General features: G+C 50.9%; 23 protein-coding genes. 17 read left to right on the forward strand and 6 right to left on the reverse strand.

Annotated elements, in window-relative coordinates:
- Positions 1-138: 138 nt before the first annotated feature.
- From uxaC to uxuA, 3 genes are read right to left on the reverse strand one after another with little or no spacing between them, the layout of a single operon-like run.
- Positions 139-1,533, reverse strand: coding sequence for a glucuronate isomerase (gene uxaC / locus DXD92_RS02560; RefSeq protein WP_118600729.1), 1,395 nt, complete (start codon positions 1,531-1,533; stop codon positions 139-141).
- Between the two features lie 17 nt (positions 1,534-1,550).
- Complete coding sequence (locus DXD92_RS02565; RefSeq protein ID WP_117801473.1) at positions 1,551-3,185, reverse strand: mannitol dehydrogenase family protein; 1,635 nt, start codon at positions 3,183-3,185, stop codon at positions 1,551-1,553.
- Between the two features lie 15 nt (positions 3,186-3,200).
- Complete coding sequence (uxuA, locus tag DXD92_RS02570) at positions 3,201-4,277, reverse strand: mannonate dehydratase (RefSeq protein WP_118639985.1); 1,077 nt, start codon at positions 4,275-4,277, stop codon at positions 3,201-3,203.
- 750 nt (positions 4,278-5,027) lie between these two features.
- Here uxuA and DXD92_RS02580 point away from each other — a divergent pair.
- The 9 genes from DXD92_RS02580 (at position 5,028) to DXD92_RS02625 (ending at position 14,050) form a co-directional block, all read left to right on the forward strand.
- Positions 5,028-6,266, forward strand: a complete 1,239-nt coding sequence (locus tag DXD92_RS02580; RefSeq protein WP_118639986.1) for a glutathione S-transferase C-terminal domain-containing protein — start codon at positions 5,028-5,030, stop codon at positions 6,264-6,266.
- Between the two features lie 102 nt (positions 6,267-6,368).
- The gene (locus DXD92_RS02585; RefSeq protein ID WP_118639987.1) at positions 6,369-7,292 is read left to right on the forward strand and encodes a transporter substrate-binding domain-containing protein; all 924 of its coding nucleotides are present in this window, start codon (positions 6,369-6,371) and stop codon (positions 7,290-7,292) included.
- Between the two features lie 95 nt (positions 7,293-7,387).
- Complete coding sequence (locus DXD92_RS02590; protein WP_022462082.1) at positions 7,388-7,888, forward strand: GNAT family N-acetyltransferase; 501 nt, start codon at positions 7,388-7,390, stop codon at positions 7,886-7,888.
- A 15-nt stretch (positions 7,889-7,903) separates the two neighbouring features.
- Positions 7,904-8,656, forward strand: a complete 753-nt coding sequence (locus DXD92_RS02595) for an amino acid ABC transporter permease (protein ID WP_022462083.1) — start codon at positions 7,904-7,906, stop codon at positions 8,654-8,656.
- On the forward strand, positions 8,643-9,401 hold the full coding sequence (locus DXD92_RS02600; protein WP_022462084.1) for an amino acid ABC transporter ATP-binding protein: 759 nt from the start codon (positions 8,643-8,645) through the stop codon (positions 9,399-9,401). Before DXD92_RS02595 ends, DXD92_RS02600 begins: the two co-directional genes overlap by 14 nt.
- Before the next feature lie 35 nt (positions 9,402-9,436).
- Positions 9,437-10,555 (forward strand): M20/M25/M40 family metallo-hydrolase, encoded by a 1,119-nt coding sequence (locus DXD92_RS02605; RefSeq protein WP_243104818.1) that lies wholly within the window; start codon positions 9,437-9,439, stop codon positions 10,553-10,555.
- Positions 10,556-10,914: 359 nt separating this feature from the next.
- The gene (locus DXD92_RS02615) at positions 10,915-11,889 is read left to right on the forward strand and encodes a 1-aminocyclopropane-1-carboxylate deaminase/D-cysteine desulfhydrase (protein WP_118639989.1); all 975 of its coding nucleotides are present in this window, start codon (positions 10,915-10,917) and stop codon (positions 11,887-11,889) included.
- Positions 11,886-12,833, forward strand: a complete 948-nt coding sequence (locus tag DXD92_RS02620) for a glycosyltransferase family 2 protein (RefSeq protein WP_118639990.1) — start codon at positions 11,886-11,888, stop codon at positions 12,831-12,833. The genes DXD92_RS02615 and DXD92_RS02620 overlap by 4 nt, the downstream gene beginning before the upstream one ends.
- Entirely contained in the window at positions 12,830-14,050 is a 1,221-nt protein-coding gene (locus tag DXD92_RS02625; RefSeq protein ID WP_118639991.1) for an ATP-binding protein, read from the forward strand. Before DXD92_RS02620 ends, DXD92_RS02625 begins: the two co-directional genes overlap by 4 nt.
- Before the next feature lie 95 nt (positions 14,051-14,145).
- On the opposite strand, the gene DXD92_RS02630 is transcribed toward DXD92_RS02625, so the two are convergent.
- On the reverse strand, positions 14,146-14,463 hold the full coding sequence (locus tag DXD92_RS02630; RefSeq protein ID WP_243104819.1) for a hypothetical protein: 318 nt from the start codon (positions 14,461-14,463) through the stop codon (positions 14,146-14,148).
- A 45-nt stretch (positions 14,464-14,508) separates the two neighbouring features.
- Entirely contained in the window at positions 14,509-14,736 is a 228-nt protein-coding gene (locus DXD92_RS02635) for a hypothetical protein (protein ID WP_117509474.1), read from the reverse strand.
- Between the two features lie 150 nt (positions 14,737-14,886).
- Here DXD92_RS02635 and DXD92_RS02640 point away from each other — a divergent pair, with 150 nt between their 5' ends.
- The 8 genes from DXD92_RS02640 (at position 14,887) to DXD92_RS02675 (ending at position 21,182) form a co-directional block, all read left to right on the forward strand.
- A complete protein-coding gene (locus DXD92_RS02640; RefSeq protein ID WP_158554976.1) occupies positions 14,887-15,342 on the forward strand; it encodes a putative ABC transporter permease in 456 nt (151 codons plus the stop codon).
- 28 nt (positions 15,343-15,370) lie between these two features.
- Positions 15,371-17,320: a fructose-1,6-bisphosphatase gene (locus tag DXD92_RS02645; protein WP_118639992.1), complete on the forward strand. Its 1,950-nt coding sequence runs from the start codon at positions 15,371-15,373 to the stop codon at positions 17,318-17,320.
- Between the two features lie 100 nt (positions 17,321-17,420).
- Positions 17,421-18,470 carry an L-threonylcarbamoyladenylate synthase gene (locus tag DXD92_RS02650; protein ID WP_022462093.1) on the forward strand — a complete coding sequence of 350 codons (1,050 nt, stop codon included), beginning with the start codon at positions 17,421-17,423 and terminating at the stop codon, positions 18,468-18,470.
- Positions 18,471-18,472: 2 nt separating this feature from the next.
- Entirely contained in the window at positions 18,473-18,931 is a 459-nt protein-coding gene (locus DXD92_RS02655) for an arsenate reductase/protein-tyrosine-phosphatase family protein (RefSeq protein ID WP_055218690.1), read from the forward strand.
- Positions 18,928-19,371: a ribose 5-phosphate isomerase B gene (rpiB, locus tag DXD92_RS02660; protein ID WP_055218692.1), complete on the forward strand. Its 444-nt coding sequence runs from the start codon at positions 18,928-18,930 to the stop codon at positions 19,369-19,371. Before DXD92_RS02655 ends, rpiB begins: the two co-directional genes overlap by 4 nt.
- 24 nt (positions 19,372-19,395) lie before the next feature.
- Entirely contained in the window at positions 19,396-20,025 is a 630-nt protein-coding gene (gene upp / locus DXD92_RS02665; RefSeq protein WP_117509471.1) for a uracil phosphoribosyltransferase, read from the forward strand.
- Between the two features lie 43 nt (positions 20,026-20,068).
- Positions 20,069-20,557, forward strand: a complete 489-nt coding sequence (locus DXD92_RS02670) for a deoxycytidylate deaminase (protein ID WP_118639993.1) — start codon at positions 20,069-20,071, stop codon at positions 20,555-20,557.
- Positions 20,558-20,651: 94 nt separating this feature from the next.
- Positions 20,652-21,182 carry a glycoside hydrolase family 30 beta sandwich domain-containing protein gene (locus DXD92_RS02675; protein ID WP_118639994.1) on the forward strand — a complete coding sequence of 177 codons (531 nt, stop codon included), beginning with the start codon at positions 20,652-20,654 and terminating at the stop codon, positions 21,180-21,182.
- A 75-nt stretch (positions 21,183-21,257) separates the two neighbouring features.
- Here DXD92_RS02675 and DXD92_RS02680 read toward each other — a convergent pair whose 3' ends face one another.
- Positions 21,258-22,667, reverse strand: a complete 1,410-nt coding sequence (locus tag DXD92_RS02680) for an AI-2E family transporter (protein WP_055227267.1) — start codon at positions 22,665-22,667, stop codon at positions 21,258-21,260.
- Positions 22,668-22,740: the final 73 nt, after the last annotated feature.

The following is a 22,740-nucleotide window of genomic DNA, read 5'->3' on the forward strand; positions in this document are numbered from 1 at the left end:
CGTTTATCAAATGATGAAAATAAAGCATCGTCGAGGCATACTGCCTGAGTCGTCCATGTTTCTGTAATCCTTTCGTTGATCAGTAATCCCTTTTATTGTACGGTATGTGGGAATAATTGTCAATAAGGCATGCGAAAATCACAGGAAATACGAAACCGCATTGTTGTAGCTGATATTTTCCACCATCTCTTTCAAAAACTCCAGGTTTGCCGGGTACTCCCCGTTTTCCACCCAGTTTCCGATTTGATTGCAGAGAATCCGGCGGAAATATTCGTGGCGCGGGAAGGAGAGGAAGCTGCGGGAGTCGGTCAGCATGCCGATGAAGGTGGAGAGCATGCCGATGCTGGAAAGCGTCGCAAGCTGGGATTCCATGCCGTATTTGTGATCGTTGAACCACCATGCGGTACCGAACTGCACTTTTGAGCGGATGCCAGGCGCAGCAAAGTTTCCGGCCATGCTTGCAAGCATCGGGTTGTCGCCCGGGTTCAGGGAGTAGAGCACGGTTTTCGGCAGTGCGTCATCCTCGTCCATATCGTTTAAGAAAGCACCGAGCATCGGGGCAAAGGCGAAATCGTTCATGCTGTCAAAACCGGTATCGGCACCAAGTGCACGGAACATCCGCTTCGAGTTGTTGCGGAGCGCTTTGATATGAAGCTGCATGGCGATATTGTGCTTGTGATACAGCCATCCGAGGTTCGTCAGAAGGAAGCCCTTGTACATGCCGAGCTCTTTTTCAGTGAGAGCACCGCCGTTCATGCGATTTTCAAATACGGCATTCGCCTCAGCAGCCGTGCATGGCACATAGAAGCAGCCCTCGAGGCTGTGGTCGCTAACAACGCAGCCGGCGGAGAGGAAGAAGTCGAGGCGGCAGGAGAGGGCACGCACCATATCCTCCGCGGATGCAATCGTCCTGCCGGCGGCAGCGGCAAGCTTTTCCACGTATTCCGGGAAATCCGGCTTCTCGAGATGAACGGCGCGGTCCGGGCGGAAGGACGGCAGAACGCGGCAGGCAAAGTCTTCCTTCTGTAATGCCAGATGGCAGTGCAGATCATCTACAGGATCGTCGGTGGTGCACAGATGCGACACATGCTGGTTCAGAATCAGATTGCGCACGGTAAACTCCTTCGTCTGCAGTTTTGCATTCGCCTCATCCCAGATCTCCTTCGCTGCTGCGCGGGAGAGCGGTGTCGTGATGTCGAAGTACCGCTGCAGCTCCAGATGTGTCCAGTGGTATAAAGGATTGCCGATCGCGTTCTCAATCGTCTCGGCAAACGCCAGATATTTGTCGTAATCATCGGCGTTTCCGGTGATCAGATCTTCCGAAAAGCCCATCGCACGCATGGCACGCCATTTATAATGATCCCCGCCGAGCCAGACGCGTGTCAGATTCTCCATCTGGCGGTCTTCGAGAATCTCCTGTGGATTCAGATGGTTGTGATAGTCAAAAATGGGCATTTTTTCAGCCGCCTCGTGGTACAGTGTTTTCGCCGTATCGGTCTGCAGCAGAAAGTCAGCGTCCATAAAAGGTTTCATATGGAAATACCTCCCCTTTAGAATTGAGCGGTCAGAGCAGCAAGCGTATCTGCCACAGCGCCAGGTCCCTGAAGCATCGAGACAAAAGCATCCAGTACACGGTCAGAAAGTCCGGCGAAAATCAGATCCACACCGAAAATCGAAGCATCGGAGAGCAGCGGAGCCAGAGTTTTGGAAAGGGTCTCGCGGTCAGCCGGTGCGCCGAGTTTCAGATCCTGCACATACGGGCGGACCGTGGCAAGCAGCGGATCCGGGCTCAGATCAAATGCATCGCCGTTGTCATCCACGCCCATCAGATACCGCAGCCATCCCGCAAATACAGCCGGAATTGCCTGAAGATCCGAGAGTGACAGCTCCGGAGAAGCAAGATACGATTTGATCGTCTCACCGAACCGGATCGACAGCTTCTGTGACGTATCGGTTGCAATTCGCTGCGGCGTATCCGGCATAAACGGATTCGGGATGCGGATGTTCAGCACTTCATCGATAAACTGCTTCGGAGAGAGAATACCAGGATCGGTGACAACCGGAAGTCCTTCGATATATCCGATGCGCTCCACGAGCTTTTTCAGTACCGGATTTTTCATCTCCTCACTGATTAGTTCATAGTCCAGCAGGCAGCCGAACACAGCGAGTGCGGTGTGCAGCGGGTTCAGGCAGGTGCAGACCTTCATGCGCTCTGTTTTGTTGACAGTTTCCCGGTCGGTAAAGATCCATCCGCTCTTTTCCATCGGCGGCCGTCCGTTCGGGAAATGATCTTCGACTACGAGGTACTGGCATTCCTCTGCATTGACGAACGGAGCAACGTAGGTGTGGCGGGAGGTGACGATCGACTGTGCATCAGCGAGGCCGTTCTCCTCGAGTATCTTTTCGATGGAACCATCCGGCCGCGGGGTGATCTTGTCGATCATGGTCCACGGGAAGCTGACTTTTTCCGGGTTCTGCAGATAGGAGAGGAAGCCTGGCTGTACCAGCTTGTTTTCTTCCCATGCAGAAGCGTAGGCTGTCAGGGCAAGGGAAAGTTTTTCGCCATTGTGGGAGCAGTTGTCGGTGCTGACCATCGCAAACGGTTTTTCGCCTGCAAGAAATCTTTCATATAAAAGAGAAGCAACTTTTCCCATATAGCTGGTAACGGAAGAAGGTCCGGCAGCAAAATCGGCAGCAACAGACGGCAGCAGTTCGCCCGCACCGTTTTTCAGAGAATATCCCTTTTCGGTGATCGTAAACGTCGCCATCTGCAGGGAATCCTTGGTAAAGATTTCTTTTAACCGGGCAAAATCCGGAGAATCCGCCGTATCGGCAGCCAGCGATTCTGCGATGCTTCCAACAACGGTTTTCTCGACAGAACCATCGGCTTTTAAGGTCACCAGAATGCTTAAATTATCGTGCGGCTGGTACATATCACGGATGATTTCTGTATCGAAGCCTTCCGCAACGATGACACCGCGGTCAAAGGTACCGTTGTTCAGCAGTTCCTGTGCTGTATTTGCCTGGAAGGCACGGAAAATATTTCCGGCTCCGAAATGCACCCAGCACGGAGATTCTTTCGTGCGGGTGATCATTGCTTCGCGGTCATAGGATGGAAGCGCATAGCCTGCGGCTTCCCACGCTTTTTGATCTGCCAGTCCGGCAGCTGTTAAGTTAAGAGACATCAGTAAAAACCTCCTTTAAATTCCACGTTTGTGACTCTTGTCAATAGCTTCCCAGAGTCCGTTTAAATAAGTCGCGCCGAGTGCGCGGTCATACAGTCCATAGCCCGGCATTGCCTTCTCGCCCCAGATCATACGTCCGTGGTCCGGGCGGATCGGGCCGTCGAAGCCGATGTCGTACAGCGCTTTCATGATCTCATACATATCGAAGCTGCCGTCAGAGGAAAGGTGTGCGGCCTCCTCGAAATCCTGCTGGCTGTGGAATTTCAGATTGCGGACGTGAGCGAAGTGGATGCGGCCCTTTAAGGAACGGATCATATCCGGCAGATCGTTCTCCAGGTTTGTTCCGTAGGAACCTGAGCAGAAGGTCACGCCGTTGTGCGGGTCATCGACCATCTTTATCATGCGCAGAATGTTTTCTTTATTAATGATGATTCTCGGAAGACCGAAGACACTCCATGCCGGGTCGTCCGGGTGAATGGCCATTCTAATGTCGTACTCGTTGCAGACCGGCATGATGCGTTCGAGGAAGTATTTGAGGTTGGCAAACAGTTTCTCATCATCCACATCGCGGTAAGCGTCAAAGAGCTCTTTCACTTTTGCCATGCGCTCCGGCTCCCAGCCAGGAAGAATTGCGCCGTTTGCATCACCTGCGATAGATTCAAACATTTTTTCCGGAACAAGTGCGTCTACGGCGGACTGTTTGTAGGCAAGTACGGTCGAGCCGTCCGGACGGACGCGTGCGAGTTCTGTTCTGGTCCAGTCGAAGACCGGCATGAAGTTATAGCAGACAAGGTGAATGTCTTCCTCGCCGAGGTGCTTTAACGTTTCAATATAATTATCGATGTACTGCTCACGGTCCGGGCTGCCGATTTTGATGGCGTCGTGGATGTTGACGCTCTCGATGCCGGAGATGTGAAGTCCAGAGGCCTCAATCTCTTCTTTTAACGCGTGAATCGCTTCGCGTGTCCACACCTCGCCCGGGGTAGTGTCGTACAGAGTTGTGATGACTCCGGTTACGCCCGGAATCTGGCGGATCTGCTCTAAGGTAACGGTATCAAATTTGGAACCATACCAGCGAAATGTCATTTCCATAAGAAAAACTCTCCTTTATTTTGTAATGTACTCTCGGAATCTTTCTGCACTTGCCTTTGCGGCTGATTTTCCGCCAGCTGCACCCGAATTTCATCAACGTACGCACCGCGTACGCCTCAGAAATTTGGGCACAACTGACAAAAAATCATCTCACAAAAACAAGCACAGAAAGATTCCGAGAGTACATTGTATTTTGCAAGTGGTGTTCTTTGCTTTTTATTGTATCGTTTCTTAAGAAAAAAGCCATGGCAAGAATTGTTGAGCACATTGCAAAAGTTGCGGCGGTTGGCCGGGAAAAAGCAAAATCAGCCTACAGGTGTGATAAGTAATATCTTTCTGGTATGACTAACCAATAGGAAAAACCTATAAGCGATTCATCAAAATAACAATTACCAAAAGGCGTTTTAGGGGTTGCACATAGAAAAAATATGCATTATAATATGCCATGTAATCGAGAAACACATTAAACATATCGACTTAGTAGGAAAGGAGAACAGCAAATGAAAAAAACAGACAACAGACGAATGCAGGAGAACAGAATGATGGAGATGTGTTGTTGCTGTTGCTGCAGCTCCAATCAGAATAAAGAAAAATAAGAAACATTCGCAGGCAGAAAAAGCATAGCAGAAATTGCATGTGCGGGCAGGCCGGAACGAATGCCTGCTATTTTTTTAACCTTTTTTAAAAGAAATGCGAATGAACAACATAAGAATAGATAATAAACAGACATAGAAAACGGAGGACAAAAACATGAGCGGATGCGGATGCAGCTTCACCCCAGTTGAAAATAAAGAAACCGAAGAAATCAAATACACAGATGCGCTGGCAGAACAGTTTGCAGCAGAAGTCGGAGTAGACCCAAGACCAAATGAAACCCTTGTAGAGATCGATGAGCGCGGCGCTTTCATCCGTCAGCCAAATGCATTTATCCAGCCATTCGGCGATAAAGAAGGCGGCCTGAAAGCAGAAGCAAACCGCTTCGGGATCTACTGGGCAACCGGATGCAACTGGTCCAACCGTCCGATCATCGTGCGGGAGCTTTTAGGACTGCAGGATGTGATCTCGGAGACGAGAGTTTCTCCATCCGGCGAGACAAACCGTTACGGACATGCATTCGGACAGTATCCGGATTTCAAGGATCCGGCGACAGGCGCTTACTTCTTAAGTGAGTTCTATAAAAGAGCAAACCCGGACTTCAAAGGAAGAGCAACGACACCGACCCTGGTGGATGTCAAAGAGAAAAAGGCTGTGAACAACGATTATCACCGCCTTACGAACTATCTCGAAGTGCAGTTCCGTCCATTCCAGCCAAAAGATGCGCCGGACCTGTACCCGAAAAAATTCCGGAAAGAGATCGATGAGTTTAACGACTGGCTCTTCCCGCATGTCAACAACGGCCATTACCGCATGGCATTCTGCCAGTCACCGGAAGCATACGATGAGGCATACGAAGATTTCTATGAATCCCTCGATAAGCTGGACAAACGGCTGGAGACGAACCGTTTCCTGTTCGGCGACTACATCACCGACAGCGATGTCCGCGCTTACGTCACTCTGATCCGTTGGGATGTCAGCTACTTCCACAACGTAGGACCGGTGAAGAAACCGATTCGTGATTACAAAAATATCTGGTGCTACTTAAAAGAGCTGTATGCGATCCCGGCCTTCCGTCACGGAAGCGATCCGCAGGTGCTGGCACTTTCGAGACCTGGAAAGAAATTAGGAGAGGTTCTCTTCCGCGGATACAACGAACGAATCCTTGCAAAAGTAGATTTCGAGAAGCTGATGGAAGACGATGGATCGAGAAGAACACTCAGCAAAACACCGGATGAAGTATTCCTTCGCCATCCGGAGGGAGAGACCTACGAGGATTACGCAGGAGAAATCTCAAAAACCATCTGGAACAGCCCGAAATGGGAAGACAGAAACCCGAAGAACGGCGTACTTTCCGTGGATGCATCGATTAATCCGCTGAAAGGACTTTTATAAAGAGATAAGACAGAAGAATCCGGAGCGCTCTGGTGGAACACTCTCAGGCAGCCGGGGTGCGGCCGGAACTGAAAAGAACGAGGAAATGAGGAGGATTTTATTATGAAAAAGACAAAGAAATTATGGGCAGTATTGGCAGCGGCGGGCCTTTTGGCAGCAAGCTTTGCAGGATGCGGAAGCAATGCATCAGCAAATGCAGGAAGCAGCAGCGGTTCCGCAGCATCATCTTCCGCAGAAGGCAGCTCCGCATCGGATTCCGGTGAGAAAAAAGTGATCAAAGCTGTAACAAGCGGCACACTGGCACCGTACTTTTACGTAAATGATGACAACGAGCTGACCGGTGTCGATATCGATATCGTAAAAGAAGTGTTCAACCGCCTTCCGCAGTATGAACTGAAAATTGAGCAGGCAGATGCACTGCAGGGTGTGCTGAGCGGTCAGTACGACATCGCAGTCAACAACTATGGATATACCGATGAGAGAGCAGAATCCTACTACTTCTCTTTACCATATAAAACCAGCTTCAACGAATACATTCAGAGAACCGGCGATGAGCCGCTGACTTCTCTTACCGATCTGGCAGACCGCGGATACAAAATTGAGCTGAGTGCAGGAAGCCTTACCGCAAATGCACTGGAAAAATGGAATGCAGACAACCCGGATCACCAGGTCAATATCGTATATTCCAATGCAAACTTCCAGGTCCGCTACCAGCACATCGTAGATGGAACCGCTGATGTGGCAATCGACGACGGACCGATCATCGACAACCTGTTTCCGCAGTTCGGACTGGAAGGTCAGCTGGAAGCAAACGAGATCGACGAGGAGACCGAAGATTTCCTGTTCCCGCAGAACAATACCTACTTCCTGTTTGGAAAGAACGAAGAGGGCGCAGCACTCCGCGAGGATGTTGACAAAGCCTTAAAAGAGATGAAAGAAGACGGAACTCTTTCCAAGATCACAACCGAGTATCTCGGCGTGGACACCAGCCCGGACGAGAAATACTTTGATGAGACACCAAACTAGAATATCGTTTTCGAAATAAAAACAGAAGAGATTACAAAACAGACGGGAAGCGGATCGAGAACATCCGTTTCCCGATTCTAAAAGGAGCGAAAAACATGGCAGAAATTTACCGGGTAGAAAAGGGAAGCGAAGAGTGGAAATACAAAGCATATGATTACGTCAGAACCGATGCGTTCTGCTTGGGACAGAACATTCCGATTGAACTGGAATTCGGACAGGACGAGAGCAAAGATGATCTGCAGGCGATTCTGCTGACAGAAGATCACAAGCCGGTAGCCGGCTGCCGCATCGCATTTCCGGCGGAAAAGACAGGAAAAATCGAGCGTGTCTGTGTTGTCAGAGAAAAACAGAAAAGCGGATACGGCCGCGTGCTGATCGAAGCCGCTGAGAAATGGCTGAAAGAATACGATGTCGATCACATCGTCATCACGAGCCAGGACCGCGCCGCAGGCTTTTATGAGAAATTAGGCTACAAACTGAATCCGGATGCTGACCTGTCGGTATACGACCACCATGCACCGAAGAAAGACGAAGAGCCGAAAAAGCCGAAGAAAAATCTTGGCTTTACCTGTGTACTGGTAGAAAAATACGTGTAAGAGAGGAAAAAAATCATGGGAAAATTATTTGACGTTTCACTGGTATTTTCATCCATACCAGAATTGCTGACAAAGCTGCCGATCACGCTGGAACTGGCCGTGGTTTCTATGCTGATCGGACTGGGACTGGGACTTGTGATGGCGATCATCAAAATGAAAAAAATCAGAGTGCTGACGCAGATTACGAATCTTCTGATTTCACTGCTCCGCGGCACGCCGGTCATCGTACAGCTGTACGTTGCGTTCTTTGGTATTCCCATGATGTTCAAGGCAATCAACCAGCAGTTCGGAACGAATCTGGCGGTTGCCAATATTTCCGGTTTCGTCTATGCGATGATCGCTCTGGGACTGAACCAGTCGGGCTTTATGGCTGAGATTATCCGTTCAGCCCTGCAGTCCGTTGACCCGGGCCAGATCGAAGCAGCACATGCACTCGGCATGACGTATCCGCAGACACTGCGCCGCATCATTCTGCCGGAGGCCTTTGAGGTTGCGCTTCCGACCCTTGGAAACTCTTTTATCAGTATCATCAAAGGAACGTCTCTTGCCTTTACCTGCGCCGTTGTCGAGATTACCGCACAGGGCCAGATTATTGGAGGAAGAACGTATCGCTACTTTGAAGTTTACGTTTCACTGGCCATCATTTACTGGCTGGTAACGCTGGTGATCGAGCAGATCATCCGCGTAATTGAAAATAAAATCCGGATTCCGGACCAGGTAGAGCTGGCGTCCGCAAACGGGGAGGGTAAGAAAAATGATAAAAATTGATCATTTATCAAAAAAATATAACGACAACGTGGTGCTCGACGACATCAGCCTCGAGATCAAACAGGGCGATGTTGTGGGAATCATCGGTCCTTCCGGAACCGGAAAATCAACGCTTCTGCGCTGCGTCAACCGCCTTGAGACACCGGAGAAGGGAACGGTGACGATCGGGGACAAGGTGATCGGCCTTTCCGAGCGGAAACCGAAAGAGCTTCTGTATTTAAGACAGAACACAGGAATGGTGTTCCAGCGGTTCAATCTGTTTGAGAAGAAAACCGCACTGGAAAATGTGATGGAAGGCCTGATTGTTGTCAAGAAGATGAAAAAAGACGAGGCCAGAGCCATTGCATTAGAAGAACTGAAACTGGTCGGCATGGAGAAATGGGCAAACCATTATCCGAAACATATGTCCGGCGGACAGCAGCAGAGGGTGGCGCTCGCAAGAGCCCTCGCCATGAAACCGCAGATTCTGCTGCTCGACGAGCCGACTTCAGCCCTTGACCCGGAGCTGGTTGGAGAGGTTCTGGATGTTATTAAAAAAGTTGCGGCACAGGGATATACAATGCTTCTGGTTTCCCATGAGATGAACTTTATCCGCCATGTGTCGAACCGTGTGATCTTCCTTGATAAAGGACACGTAGTAGAAGACGGAACACCGAAAGAAGTATTCGAGCATCCGCAGAATCAGAGAACACGGGAGTTCTTCAGCAAGATGCATATTATGGCGCAGCCTGAGTATGTTATTTAAATTGCGGACACAGCCAAAGAGTAGGAGAAAAGATTATGATAGATGAGAAAAGAATTGCTGATTTTTTTGCGGAGCTGGTATCTATCGATTCGCCGTCCTTAGAGGAGCGCGAGATGGCGGACACCTTAAAAATAAAATTCGCCGAAATCGGGGTTACGCTTACAGAAGATCATACGCAGGAGCAGACCGGCTCCAATGCGGGCAATCTGTTCGCGCGCATTCCGGGCAGCCTTGCAGGAGCCCCGGTTCTCTTTGCGGCCCACATGGACACTGTTGAGCCTGCAAAAGGCAAAAAAGCCGTCTCCCATGAGGATGGAACCGTAACGAGCGACGGCACGACAGTTCTTGGCGCCGACGACCTCGCCGGTGTGACAGCCATCTATGAAGCTGTCCGCCACCTCATCGAGACCAAAACACCGCACCGCCCGATCGAAATTCTGATCTCGACTGGTGAGGAGCTGTACTGCAAAGGCGCAAATGCCTTCGACTACAGCCAGGTGCAGGCAAAAGAAGCATACGTTCTGGATTTAAGCGGCGCGATCGGTGCAGCCGCCTACGCGGCACCGACACTCGTTTCCTTCGCGGCGAAAATCCAGGGAAAAGCCGCCCACGCCGGTTTCCACCCGGAGGACGGCATCAACAGCATCCAGGCGGCCGCCCGCGCAATCGCACAGCTTCCGCAGGGCCACGTGGATGAAAGCACCACTGCCAACATCGGAAAAATCGGCGGCGGCTCCGGTACCAACATCGTTTCGGAAAGCTGCGTGATCGAAGGCGAAATTCGAAGCCTGAACCACGAGACGGCCATGGAGCTTCTGGAAACATATCACAGAATCTTCCAGCAGGAAGCAGGGAAGATTGGTGCGAAGCTGGTCTGGGAAGAAAAACTGAATATCCATGCGTATGAGACGCCGCTGACAAGCGATGCCGCAAGGCATTACGAGAGCGCCGTTGCAGAAGAAGGCCTGACCGCTGCATTCGAAAAAACTTTCGGCGGCAGCGACAACAACGTCTTTGCACAGCACGGCATCGAAGGGCTTGTCATCGCAACCTCGATGAATCAGGTACACAGCTGCGCCGAGTACACAAAAATCCCGGAGATAGCCCAGGTGGCGCAGATTGTGGCCAATCTTGCCGCACCGCAGGAAGCCTGAACAGATCCCGGACGAAAAAACAGAATACGTAAAAAATCCCCAAAGCCCGCCGGCAGATGTGAAAACAAAAACCGGCGGGCTTTTCCTGTTTCCGGCACGGCTTGCCACGCAGAGAAAAATAGTCTATAATAGGGAAAAGCTTCCGGTGCATGCCGGAATTTAACACCAGTAGACAAGAAGTCCCCCGCTTCTAAAGCGGTGGGATGAATTGTTAAAAGAAACATAACGGCAGTGGCGGGCGGAGAAAAATCGGTATCCTCCACTGACATGAGGCAAGTCACAGTCGAACTATTTTCGACATGTCAGACTCCGTGAAAATACCGACTGTGAGTTGAATCAAGAATAAAAGAGGAAAAACAATGATACATACACCAATTCAGAAACTGGAATTTCCAAACGACAGAAATGTCCGACTGTACTGCAAGAGAGAGGATCTTCTCCCGTTTTCCTTGGGCGGAAATAAAGTGCGGATCGGACGCGCCTTTTTCCGTGACATGCAGGAGAAAAACAAAGACTGCATGATCATCTACGGAAACAGCAGATCCAACCTCTGCCGCGTGCTGGCCAATCTGTGCTGTGCCGAGAAAATTCCATGCTATATGATCTGTTCTTCCGAAGAAAACGAGGAACAACCGATCGAAACAAACAACAGCCGTCTGATGAAATGGCTCGGAGCCGAAGTCATTCCGTGCAGAAAAACAGAGATTGCACAGACCGTCGAGCAGACGATGAACCGTTTGACAGAAGAGGGATATCACCCATATTATATTTTCGGGGATAAATTCGGAACGGGCAATGAAGGCACACCGGTACAGGCCTACGTGGACGGCTACCGCGAGATTCTTGCGTGGGAGAAAGAACAGAACATTTCTTTTTCTCATATCTTTGCGGCATCCGGAACCGGCTCGACCCAGTGCGGCCTGGTAAGCGGAAAACTGCTCGAGCAGGGAACGGAGCAGATCATCGGCCTTTCGATTTCATCCCGAGAGTACGACCGCGCCATCCGCATCATGGAGAGCGGCATTTCCGATTATTTTGCGAAGAATCATCTCGTGCTGCCGGAAGGATGGGAGAGTGAACTTCATCTGGAAATGGGATACCGCCAGGGCGGATACGGCCAGTACGATGAGCGGATTTTACAGGTGATCCGGGAAGAGTTCTGCCGGAACGGCCTTCCGCTGGATCCGACGTACACCGGAAAGGCATTCTGGGGAATGAAGCAGTACATAGAAGAACATCAGTTACAGGACTGCGATGTGCTTTTTATCCATACCGGAGGCACGCCGCTGTTCTATGACTGCATTCTGAACGATACCGATGGAGGAAAAAAATGAAACTGATTTCAATAGTCATCCCATGCTACAATTCCGAGGCAACGATCCGGAAAGTTGTAGAGATGGTGATGGAAGAATTCAAGAAAATGGACGGATATGACTGCGAATTTGTCCTGGTGAACGACGGTTCCCCGAAAGACAATACGTATGGGGAGATCAAGAAGCTCGGTGAGCAGTATCAGAATGTCAAGGGCATCAACCTGCTGCGCAATTTCGGCCAGCACAATGCGCTGATGGCGGCACTCCACTACACCGAAGGAGACTTTATTCTCGGCATGGACGATGACATGCAGACACATCCGTCCCAGATCAGCAAACTGATCCACAAGATGGAAGAAGGATACGATCTGGTTTACGGCTGCTATCCGAAACGAAAAAATTCGTTCCTGAAAAATGTCACCAGCAAACTGAACGAAGTTTCCTCCCGGATTCTTCTCGGACGGCCAAAAGACATCGTTTCCAGCAATTTCTGGATGATTACCCGCCAGATCAAGGACGAGGTGGTAAAATACGACAGCTTCAATCCCTATATTGACGGCATTTTCTACCGCACGACACACAAAATCGGAAATGTAGAGGTGGAGCATTTCAAACGTGCAGTGGGAACTTCCAACTATACGTTAAAGAAACTGATCAAATTGTGGCTTGCCTACTGGAACTATTCTGTAATTCCGCTTCGCATATCGTCCGTTCTCGGCGGAGTTTCTGCAGCCGGCGGTTTTCTGGCAGCCATCATGATTGCCATCCGAAAGCTCATCGATCCGAACGTGATGGTTGGCTGGTCTTCTACAATCTGCGCCATCGTTGTCTTTTCCGGATTGATTCTGATGGTGCTCGGCATCATCGGAGAATACCTCGGAAAGATGATTCTGATTCTGAACCGCACGCCGCAGTATATTGTGCGGGAAACCATTAACGTATCTGATGAGGAAGAAAAAAAGTGAAAAAAATCATGATTTTAGGTGCCGGTATTTACCAGGTGCCGCTGATCCGGACTGCACGCAGAATGGGTCTTTACACGATCGTAGTGAGTATTCCCGGCGATTATCCGGGGTTTGCACTTGCAGATAAAATTTATGAACTGAATACGCGGGATAAAGAAGCGATTCTTGCGGCGGCGGAAAAAGAACAGATCGACGGAATCTGTACATCGGGAACCGATGTGGCCGTCAGCACAATCGGCTATGTCTGTGAAAAGATGCATCTGTCCGGCATTCCGTATGAGGCGGCGGAAATTCTGACCGATAAGGCAAAGATGAAAGACGCATTCCGGCAGGGCGGCGTTTCCGCGGCAGACGGGATGCGGGTAAGAAGCGCAGAGGAGGCACAAAAAGCCGCAGAACAGCTTGGATACCCGGTTGTCGTAAAACGGGTGGACAGTTCAGGAAGCCGCGGAATTACCGTGGTGGAGCATTCCGGACAGATCGAAGAAGCGTATGAAAATGCGAGAAACGGTTCGGCAAGAGATTATGTGCTGGTTGAAAAATTCCTCCGCGGAACGGAGATCGGCGTGGATGGATTTGTGCAGAACCACAAACTGGTCTTTCTGGCACCGCACATGAAATTTGTATACCGCGGTGCACACACGACCGTTCCGGTCGGCCATGCATTTCCGTATGGATGCAGCGGGGCACTGCGGGAAGAAATTGCCCGCCAGATGCAGCTGGCCGTCACCGCATCCGGTGCCGATCAGTGCTCCGTCAATGCGGATGTCTTTGTGGACGGAGAGAAGGTCTGGATCATTGAAATGGGCGGAAGAACCGGGGCAACCTGCATTCCGGAACTGATTTCAACGTATTACGGATTTGATTTTTATGAGCAGATGATCAAAAGCGCCCTCGGGGAAGAAACGGATTTTCAGCAGACGGAAAGCTGCCCGTGCATGGCAAAACTGCTGCTGAGTCCGGTAAGCGGAACCATCACACAAATCGACCGGGATCAGGTCGAACGTCTGCGTCAGGAAGGGCTGGAGCTTGTCCTGGATTATCCGGAGGGGCATGAAGTTTCTGCCATGGCAGATGGAACTGACCGGATCGGCCATGTGATTGTAAAGACGGACCGGGAAGCGGAACTGGATGAGCAGATGAAGCGGGTGTACCGCTGTATCTGGATTGATGGAAAAAATCTGGAGACAATCTGGGAAGAGAAAACAGCAAAATAAAAAACCCGGAATCTTTTCAAGACCTCAGAAGAGGAGCGAAAGGATTCCGGGTTTTGCGTTGCCAGGCATATCAATATCCGGTGGACCAATTTTGATTACACTGTTTTTACAGGCTTCATCATCATCCGATAGTAGACTGGAATCAGCAGTGCAATTGCACCGAACCAGGCAAACGGTGTGCGTCCGTTCTGCGTACTCTGAATCGAGGTGCGGTAGACGGCGAGAAGGCCGAGCAGGAAGTAGAACGGCGCTTCGATCGTCAGGAATGCATCGGAGTAATGGTAAGAATCCGTGATTTCGCTCGAAAAGCTTGGTGAGCAGGTGCATCTGTCCCGCGAGGTCTGCTGCCGCCGCTTCCGGAAAATGACGGGAAAGACGGTGACGCAGTATCTCGAGGAATATCGTGTGTCCAAAAGCCTGCCGCTCGTCGAAAGCGGCTTTTTGCCACGAAAAATATGTTACATCTGTTTGATTGCCTGCAGCATTTCAAGATCCGAAGCAGTCACCTTGATATTGGAAACCATCGTTCGGCCGTCCGGTTTTTTCACCGTGACTTCGAGAATCGTTCCCTCCTCGATCTGCGAGGATGCGAGATCGCTCATGAATTTTACGAACTTCGGGTGGTTTTGGGCGAAACGGTTTCTCAGATTTTTTAATTCCATTAACTTTATTGGGTTAAATGCCATTCTTTTTTCTGTCCTTTCTATTCGAAACTTCTTTCGAAACATGAAAGTATTGTAACATGGAAAAGAAAAAATGCAAGCGGATAAAAAGAGAAAAGACAGAGATACTGGGAATAAGAGAAAAGATTCTCAATTAGAATGGGAGAAAAACGAATGAAAGCGAAGAAGTATCTGCTGTTTTTTCTTTTGGGCTACTGTATTTATATTGCCATCGAAGTCACCTACCGGGGTTACAGCTTCCGCCTGATGGGCATTGCCGGAGGAATGTCCCTTGCAGGAATCGGAATGCTGGAAGACGCCGGGCTGCGCCGCTTTCCGCTGGCGTTTCAGATGATGGTATCCGCCGTCCTGATTACGGCCATTGAACTGTATTCGGGGATGTTTTCCCTGAGGGTGCTGCATTACCGCATGTGGGACTATGGTACGCTGCCGTTTTCCATCTGCGAAGGATTAATCTGCCCGTGTTTTTTCGGGATCTGGTATCTGCTCTCGGCGGTTGGGATTTTTCTTACGGACTATGTGAGCTATTATATCTTCCATGAGGGGACGCACCCGGTGTATCGAAAGAAGAAAAAGGGTTGTGCCGAAGGGGAGTTCGTTATAAAATAAGAAAAAACAACCCAGGCAGGAGGTCCTCATGGAAAACGAAAAAAATTATCTGGAATATCTCGCAGAATTGTACCCGACCATCGAAAAAGCAGCGACCGAAATCATCAATCTGCAGTCCGTTATCAACCTTCCCAAAGGCACGGAGCATTTCCTTTCGGATATTCATGGCGAATACGAAGCCTTTTCTCATGTACTCCGCAACGGTTCCGGTGCCGTGCGAAAGAAGATTGACGATGTCTTCGGCCACACGCTCGGCATTTCGGAAAAACGTGCGCTTGCAACCCTTATCTATTACCCGAGAGAGCGCCTGGAGATGGAGAAAAAGCAGCAGGAGGACATCGATGACTGGTACAAGGTCATGCTGTACCGCCTGATCGACGTCTGCAAAATCGTTTCTTCCAAATACACCCGTGCCAAAGTGCGGAAAGCCCTGCCGGCGGATTATGGCTATATCATCGAGGAGCTGATCACCGAAAAGCCGGAGGTGCTCGACAAAGAAGCATACTACGAGGCGATCATCCAGACTATCCTCGAAATCGGAAGCGCCGAGAACTTCATCATTGCCGTGGCAGAGCTGATTCAGCGGCTCGTTGTTGATCATCTCCACATCATCGGCGACATCTTTGACCGCGGTCCGGAGCCGTATAAAATCATGGACTGCCTGATGAATTACCATTCCCTCGATATCCAGTGGGGCAACCACGATGTGCTCTGGATGGGCGCTGCGACCGGCCAGCCGGCGTGCGTGGCCAGCACGATCCGCATCTGCCTCCACTACGGCAATCTCGATGTGCTGGAGGACGGCTACGGCATCAATATGCTTCCGCTTGCCACCTTTGCTCTCGAGACGTACGGCGATGATCCGTGCGAATGCTTTGCCGCAAAAGGCGGCGAGGACAGCGGAAATTCCCAGCAGATGCTGGAGCGCCGCATGCACAAGGCCATCACCGTAATGCAGTTAAAGCTCGAGAACCGTCTGATCCGTGAGAACCCGGAGTACGGCATGGAAAACCGCCGTCTGCTGGAAAAGATCGATTACCAGAACGGAACGGTGGCGATTGGGGAGAAAACGTATGCTCTGCGCGACAAGAGCTTTCCGACGATCGACCCGGCGCATCCGGACGAGCTGACAGAAAAAGAGGCAGAAGTGCTCGATAAGCTGATCTTCGCCTTCCGAAACAGCGAAAAACTGCAGGCGCACGTCGATTTCCTGCTCAAAAAAGGAAGCCTCTACCGCGTCTACAATGGAAATCTGCTGTACCACGGCTGCATGCCGATGAATGAGGACGGCACCTTAAAAGAGGTACAGGTCGACGGAAAGAAATACAAGGGAAAAGCACTGTACGATATCCTCGAGCACAACGTGCGCCGCGCATTTGTAAGCCGCGATCCGAAAAAACGGGAGCAGGGCCGCAATACGCTGTGGTATCTGTGGACTGCGCCGAATTCCCCGCTGTACGGCCGCGACAAGATGACAACATTTGAGCGGTATTTCCTCGCAGAAAAAGAGACCTGGACCGAGGTGAAAAACGCGTATTACCGCCTGATCGAGAAAGAGGAGACGGCGGACCGGATCTTACAGGAGTTCGGGCTTGCCGGTGAAAATGTACATATTATCAACGGCCACGTCCCGGTACACCAGAGTGCTGGTGAAAGCCCGGTCAAATGCGGCGGCAAGGTGCTGATCATCGACGGCGGCTTCTGCAGGGCGTACCACAAAGAAACCGGCATCGCGGGTTACACGCTGATTTACAACTCGTACGGCCTCAGCCTCACCGCGCACGAGCCGTTTGAATCGACAGAAAAAGCAATCCAGGAGGAGAAGGATATTGTCTCCCGCCAGGTGGCGGTGCGGTACAACATGAAGCGCCAGTTAGTCGGCGATACGGATCAGGGACGGCAGATCCGGCAGCGCATCCGTGAATTAAAGGAACTGATCGAGGCGTACCGCACGGCTCAGTTAAAAGAGCTTCTTTAAATCAAGGGTTTTCAACTGCGCCGGAAAATGGTATAATCAAAACAGTGTGCGCAGATGGAAACACTGTGCGCAGGAACAGATGGAAAGAAGGAAGAAACATATGAGGGCATGGATTGCCAGGATGACAGAAGATAACATAGATCAGAGCGCGATCGAAAAAGCAGGAGAGATTCTGAAAAACGGCGGTCTGGCGGCATTCCCGACCGAGACCGTATATGGTCTTGGCGGAAATGCGCTGGATGCCAAAGCTTCCGAGAAAATTTATGCGGCAAAGGGCCGTCCGTCGGACAACCCGCTGATCGTCCACATCGGAAGAATGGAGGACCTCGAAACCGTAGCGGCAAACGTGCCGGAGAGTGCACGCAAACTGGCAGCTGCATGCTGGCCGGGACCGCTGACGATGATTTTTGAGAAAACAAATGCCGTTCCGCTCGAGACGACGGGAGGCCTTACCTCCGTAGCCGTGCGCTACCCGAGCAACAAAGTGGCAAACGCACTGATCTTAGCCGGAGGCGGCTTCATCGCAGCGCCGAGCGCCAATACATCAGGCCGGCCGAGCCCGACGAAAGCCGAGCATGTGATCGAGGACCTGGGGGACAAAATTGACTGTATCATCGACGGAGGAGACGCCGAGATCGGCCTCGAATCCACTATCGTCGATTTTACAGAGGAGATTCCGACGATTCTCCGCCCGGGCTATTACAACAAAGAGATGCTGGAAAAAGTGCTTGGAACCGTGCGTGTCGATCCGGGAATCCTTGCGGAGGACAGCCATGTGCGTCCGAAGGCACCGGGCATGCGCTACAAACATTATGCGCCGAAGGCAGACCTTACGATTATCCAGGGCGAGATGGAACGGGTGATTCCGGAAATCAACCGCCTTGCCGCAGAACAGGAAAAGGCAGGAAAGAAAGTGGGCGTAATCTGCACCGATGAGACGCGGGAGCAGTACACCACAGGAGATATCAAGAGCATCGGGCTGCGCGCCGAAGATGAGACGATCGCGCATCACCTGTTTGCGATTCTGCGCGACTTCGATGAGGACGGCGTGGAAGTGATTTATTCCGAGGCTTTCGACACCCCGCGTATGGGGCAGGCGATCATGAACCGCCTGTTAAAAGCCGCAGGCCACAAAGTAGCAGAGGTATAACAGTGAAACATTACAGCAGGATTTTATTTGTGGACGCGGACGATACCGCGCGCGCACCGATGGCGAAGGCGATTCTGCAGAGCAAAGAGCTTCCGTGGCCGATGGAAATTGGTTCCCGCGGGCTTGTCGTTCTGTTTCCGCAGCCGGTCAACCAGAAGGTAGAGGCAGTGCTTGCGCGCAACGGGCTTTCGGCCAAAGACCACACCACCACACCGCTTACCGCGGAGGACATCAACGACGACACGCTGCTTCTTGTGATGGAGGACAGTCAGAGGGAAAAGATCCGTGAGGACTTCCCGGATGCGCCCCATCTGCAGACGATCGCCGGATTTCTGCGGCTGGCAGGAGACATCCCCGCCCTTTACGGGGAACCGCTTACCGAATACGGAAAATGTTATGAAGCGCTGGAATTCCTGATTGAAGGTGTTCTTGCGCGGCTGAAAGAGGAGGAAGAACAATGATAGCTTTAGGATGCGACCACGGCGGATATGAGCTGATGCAGGAGGTAAAAGCATATCTGGACAAACAGGGACTGGAATATCAGGACTTCGGATGCTACAGCAACGAGGCAGTTGATTATCCGGTTTACGCCAGAAAAGTAGGCCATGCGATCCAGAACGGAACGTGTGATAAGGGAATCCTGATCTGCGGAACCGGAATCGGCATTTCTATCACGGCAAACAAAATGGAAGGAATCCGTGCAGCACTCTGCACCGACTGCTTCTGCGCAGAGGCAACCCGCCTGCACAACGATGCCAACGTACTGGCGATGGGAGGACGCGTTGTAGGCCCTGGCCTTGCAATCAAAATCGTAGAAACCTTCCTGAACACTCCATTTTCCGGAGAAGAGCGTCACGAACGCCGTATTCACTTGATTGAGCATGAAGGCGAAAATGAATAAATTTTAAACAAAGGAGAAGGGAAAATGGCAAGAACAGTCATCATGGATCACCCGCTGATCCAGCACAAAATCGGTATTATCAGAAAGAAAGACACAAGCTCCAAGGAGTTCCGCGAGATGATCAGCGAGATTGCAATGCTGATGTGCTACGAGGCAACCAGAGAGCTGCCGCTCACAGACGTTGAAATTGAAACCCCGATCTGCAAAACAACCGTAAAAGAGCTCGAAGGAAAGAAAATGGCAGTTGTGCCGATCCTCCGTGCCGGTCTTGGTATGGTAGAAGGTATGCTGGCTATGATTCCGGCAGCAAAAATCGGACACATCGGTCTGTACCGTGATCCGGAAACCCTGGCACCGGTTGAGTATTACTGCAAACTTCCGTCAGACATCGCAAGCCGTGAAGTATTTGTAACCGACCCGATGCTGGCAACCGGCGGTTCTGCAACGGCAGCCATCACCATGCTGAAAGAAAAAGGCGCAAAGAAGATCCACTTCATGTGCATCATCGCATCTCCGGAAGGAATCGAGAAAATGCATGAGATTCACCCGGATGTCGATGTTTTCGTCGGAGCACTGGATGACCATCTGAACGAGCACGGCTACATTGTACCAGGCCTCGGCGATGCAGGAGACCGTATCTTCGGTACGAAATAAGAGCGGAAGCAAAGTACGTTAAGAAAACACAGGGGAAATAGGTATGAGCGATAAACGAGAGGATTATATTTCCTGGGATGAATATTTCATGGCAGTTGCCCAGCTTGCCGGTATGCGCTCGAAGGATCCGCACACACAGGTGGGAGCCTGCATTGTGAGCGAGGACAACAAGATTCTGTCCATGGGATACAACGGTTTCCCGAGAGGCTGCTCGGACGACGAGTTCCCGTGGGGAAAGACAAGTGAAAATCCGCTGGAAAACAAGTATCTTTACACAACGCACAGTGAACTGAACGCCATCCTGAATTACCGCGGCGGAAGCCTCGAGGGAGCCAAGCTGTATGTGACATTGTTCCCATGCAACGAGTGCTGCAAGGCGATTATCCAGGCGGGAATCAAAACGGTGATCTACGACTGCGACAAGTACGCGGACAGCCCGTCCGTGATCGCATCGAAACGGATGATGAAGGCGTCCGGAGTCACTTTTCAGAAATACCACCGCACAGGGCGGGAAATTACCATGTCCCTGTAGCAGAAAAGATAATAGAAGGAGCGCGCCTGAACGAACAGAAAGTTCAGACGCGCTTCGTCTGTATACACGAAAAGACAAGAAACGGGAGGGCACCATGGAGAGCAATTTCGAATGGATTACGGCAAACGGGGATATCGGCATCCGCTTTTTCCACAGCATCGACGACGGCGGCTACGGACCGGTGAACTTCCAGACACCAGAGTACGTCGATTACCTTGACGCCGCAGATTATGCACACGATATGATCGGAAACCTGAACGCCGGCATGAACCGCTGGATCGACTGGAACTTCCTCGTAGACAAAGACGACGGCCCGCGCCACGTACCGATGGGATTCACCTCAGGTCTGATTGTGGATGATGATTTCCATTACCGCAAACCGATCATGTACCACTACATCGGCCATATTTCCAAATATATTGCTCCGGGTGCAAAACGCATCGGCTGGAGCAAATACGGAGCAAACCTGGATGTAACGGCCGCAGTCAATCCAGACGGAAGCTACGTTGTGATCCTGCTGAACCGCACAAAAGAGGATTCCGGCTGTTTCCTGCGTGTCAACGGACATATCATGCGTGTCGATCTTCCGGCAGAGACACTCAGCACGGTTGTAATCGAGAAATAAAAAGCAAAAATAAGAAAATGCCTTCTGTGCAGAATGGAAACAGTCTGCACAGAAGGCATTTTTGTAAGATACGATTTATTTTTGATCGGAATCGGAAGAATCTGAGTTTTTCTCTTCGGTCGAAGGCTTTGCCGGTGTATACGGCGCATCAACCGGAGACTCTTCCGTGGTCAGCTTTGTCAGCGCTTTGCGCAGCCGGTAGCCCGGAAAGTGGAAGACTTCGGCCTCGTCGATCTTCTTTTTCTGATATGGGATCGCCTGTCTCGTTTCCGGATCAATGTGGTCCATGTGGAAGTAAAACGCATCGTCATCCGGCAGGTGATGTTTTTCAAGACGACGGTTGGCGAAGTTGCGGCAGACCGTGCAGATAATGGCACAGACCGGAACGGCGATGATCATGCCAAAGACACCCCAGAAGCCGCCGCCGATCAGAATCGAGATGATGATAAGGAAGCTGGACACGCCGGTCGTCTCGCCGAGGATTTTCGGTCCTAAGAAGTTTCCGTCAAACTGCTGCAGGAGAACGACGAAAATCAGAAAATACAGTGCCTGCAGAGGGTCGATCAGAAGGATCAGCAGAAGACACGGAACGGCGCCGAGGAACGGGCCGAAAAACGGAATGATATTCGTCACACCGATGATTACGCTGACCAGCAGTGCGTACGGGGTGCCGATCAGGCTCGTCACAAGATAGCAGATGGCACCGATAATGATCGAATCGATGACTTTTCCAACGAGGAACCCGCTGAATTCCTGGTTCACATACTGGCAGTCGCGGATCACGGCATTTCCGTGATCCAGACCGAGCAGCGCGTAGACTGCTTTTTTCAGCTTGGCAATGTAGCTTTCCTTGTTGTACAGCATGTAGATCGCAACGATCGCGCCAAGCAGAATGTTTTTGAAAAACGTAACCATGTTGACGAGCTGTCCGGAGAGGTTCAGAAGGAACGTACGGAGCATCGGCATCAGGTCATTGGTCAGCCAGTTGGAAAGCTTTGCGGAGAACGTGGAGATGTACTGGTCTGCCGTCTGCTGCATCTCCGGGTAATTCGCCAGCACTTTTGTGGCAAAATCCTGAATGTTGTTTGCGTAGTTGGAGAAGTTGGAGACGATGTTTGTGATACTTGAGAACAGCTCCGGGATCAGGGTCGCAATGAGTCCGTACAGCGCGAAAAGCATGGAGACGTACGTCAGAAGAATCAAAAGCGCCCGCACAAGCTTTTTACAGCGTACCGACTGTGTTTTTCCGTGCCGGGCAAAGAGTCTGGCGATGATCCGCTGTTCTATGAAGTTAATGATCGGGCTGATCACATAGGCGAGAATCAGGGCTGCAATCAGGGGGGAGAGAATGTTGAGGACATTGTGAAAGGCGGTCCGCACAGAAGTCTGGTGGAAGAGCAGGTAGTAAAAAATCATGGACGCTGCAAGTACCAGAAAGGCAGTAACGCCGGCCCGGACATATTTTCGGTAACGATCCAGTTTCATAAAAATGTAAATCCCCTTTCGAATTTTATTAACCTCTATTATACACATGCAATCCCCAAAATACAACCGCAAC

It is taken from the genome of Blautia sp. TM10-2 (assembly GCF_003480845.1).
In the GTDB taxonomy this organism is placed as follows: Bacteria; Bacillota; Clostridia; order Lachnospirales; family Lachnospiraceae; genus Fusicatenibacter; species Fusicatenibacter saccharivorans.

Coding starts and splice junctions, on each gene's coding strand:
- uxaC (WP_118600729.1), bottom strand. CDS start 1,533: ATGAAACCTTTTATGGACGCTGACTTTCTGCTGCAGACCGATACGGCG.
- DXD92_RS02565 (WP_117801473.1), bottom strand. CDS start 3,185: ATGTCTCTTAACTTAACAGCTGCCGGACTGGCAGATCAAAAAGCGTGG.
- uxuA (WP_118639985.1), bottom strand. CDS start 4,277: ATGGAAATGACATTTCGCTGGTATGGTTCCAAATTTGATACCGTTACC.
- DXD92_RS02580 (WP_118639986.1), top strand. CDS start 5,028: ATGAGCGGATGCGGATGCAGCTTCACCCCAGTTGAAAATAAAGAAACC.
- DXD92_RS02585 (WP_118639987.1), top strand. CDS start 6,369: ATGAAAAAGACAAAGAAATTATGGGCAGTATTGGCAGCGGCGGGCCTT.
- DXD92_RS02590 (WP_022462082.1), top strand. CDS start 7,388: ATGGCAGAAATTTACCGGGTAGAAAAGGGAAGCGAAGAGTGGAAATAC.
- DXD92_RS02595 (WP_022462083.1), top strand. CDS start 7,904: ATGGGAAAATTATTTGACGTTTCACTGGTATTTTCATCCATACCAGAA.
- DXD92_RS02600 (WP_022462084.1), top strand. CDS start 8,643: ATGATAAAAATTGATCATTTATCAAAAAAATATAACGACAACGTGGTG.
- DXD92_RS02605 (WP_243104818.1), top strand. CDS start 9,437: ATGATAGATGAGAAAAGAATTGCTGATTTTTTTGCGGAGCTGGTATCT.
- DXD92_RS02615 (WP_118639989.1), top strand. CDS start 10,915: ATGATACATACACCAATTCAGAAACTGGAATTTCCAAACGACAGAAAT.
- DXD92_RS02620 (WP_118639990.1), top strand. CDS start 11,886: ATGAAACTGATTTCAATAGTCATCCCATGCTACAATTCCGAGGCAACG.
- DXD92_RS02635 (WP_117509474.1), bottom strand. CDS start 14,736: ATGGCATTTAACCCAATAAAGTTAATGGAATTAAAAAATCTGAGAAAC.
- DXD92_RS02640 (WP_158554976.1), top strand. CDS start 14,887: ATGAAAGCGAAGAAGTATCTGCTGTTTTTTCTTTTGGGCTACTGTATT.
- DXD92_RS02645 (WP_118639992.1), top strand. CDS start 15,371: ATGGAAAACGAAAAAAATTATCTGGAATATCTCGCAGAATTGTACCCG.
- DXD92_RS02650 (WP_022462093.1), top strand. CDS start 17,421: ATGAGGGCATGGATTGCCAGGATGACAGAAGATAACATAGATCAGAGC.
- rpiB (WP_055218692.1), top strand. CDS start 18,928: ATGATAGCTTTAGGATGCGACCACGGCGGATATGAGCTGATGCAGGAG.
- upp (WP_117509471.1), top strand. CDS start 19,396: ATGGCAAGAACAGTCATCATGGATCACCCGCTGATCCAGCACAAAATC.
- DXD92_RS02670 (WP_118639993.1), top strand. CDS start 20,069: ATGAGCGATAAACGAGAGGATTATATTTCCTGGGATGAATATTTCATG.
- DXD92_RS02675 (WP_118639994.1), top strand. CDS start 20,652: ATGGAGAGCAATTTCGAATGGATTACGGCAAACGGGGATATCGGCATC.
- DXD92_RS02680 (WP_055227267.1), bottom strand. CDS start 22,667: ATGAAACTGGATCGTTACCGAAAATATGTCCGGGCCGGCGTTACTGCC.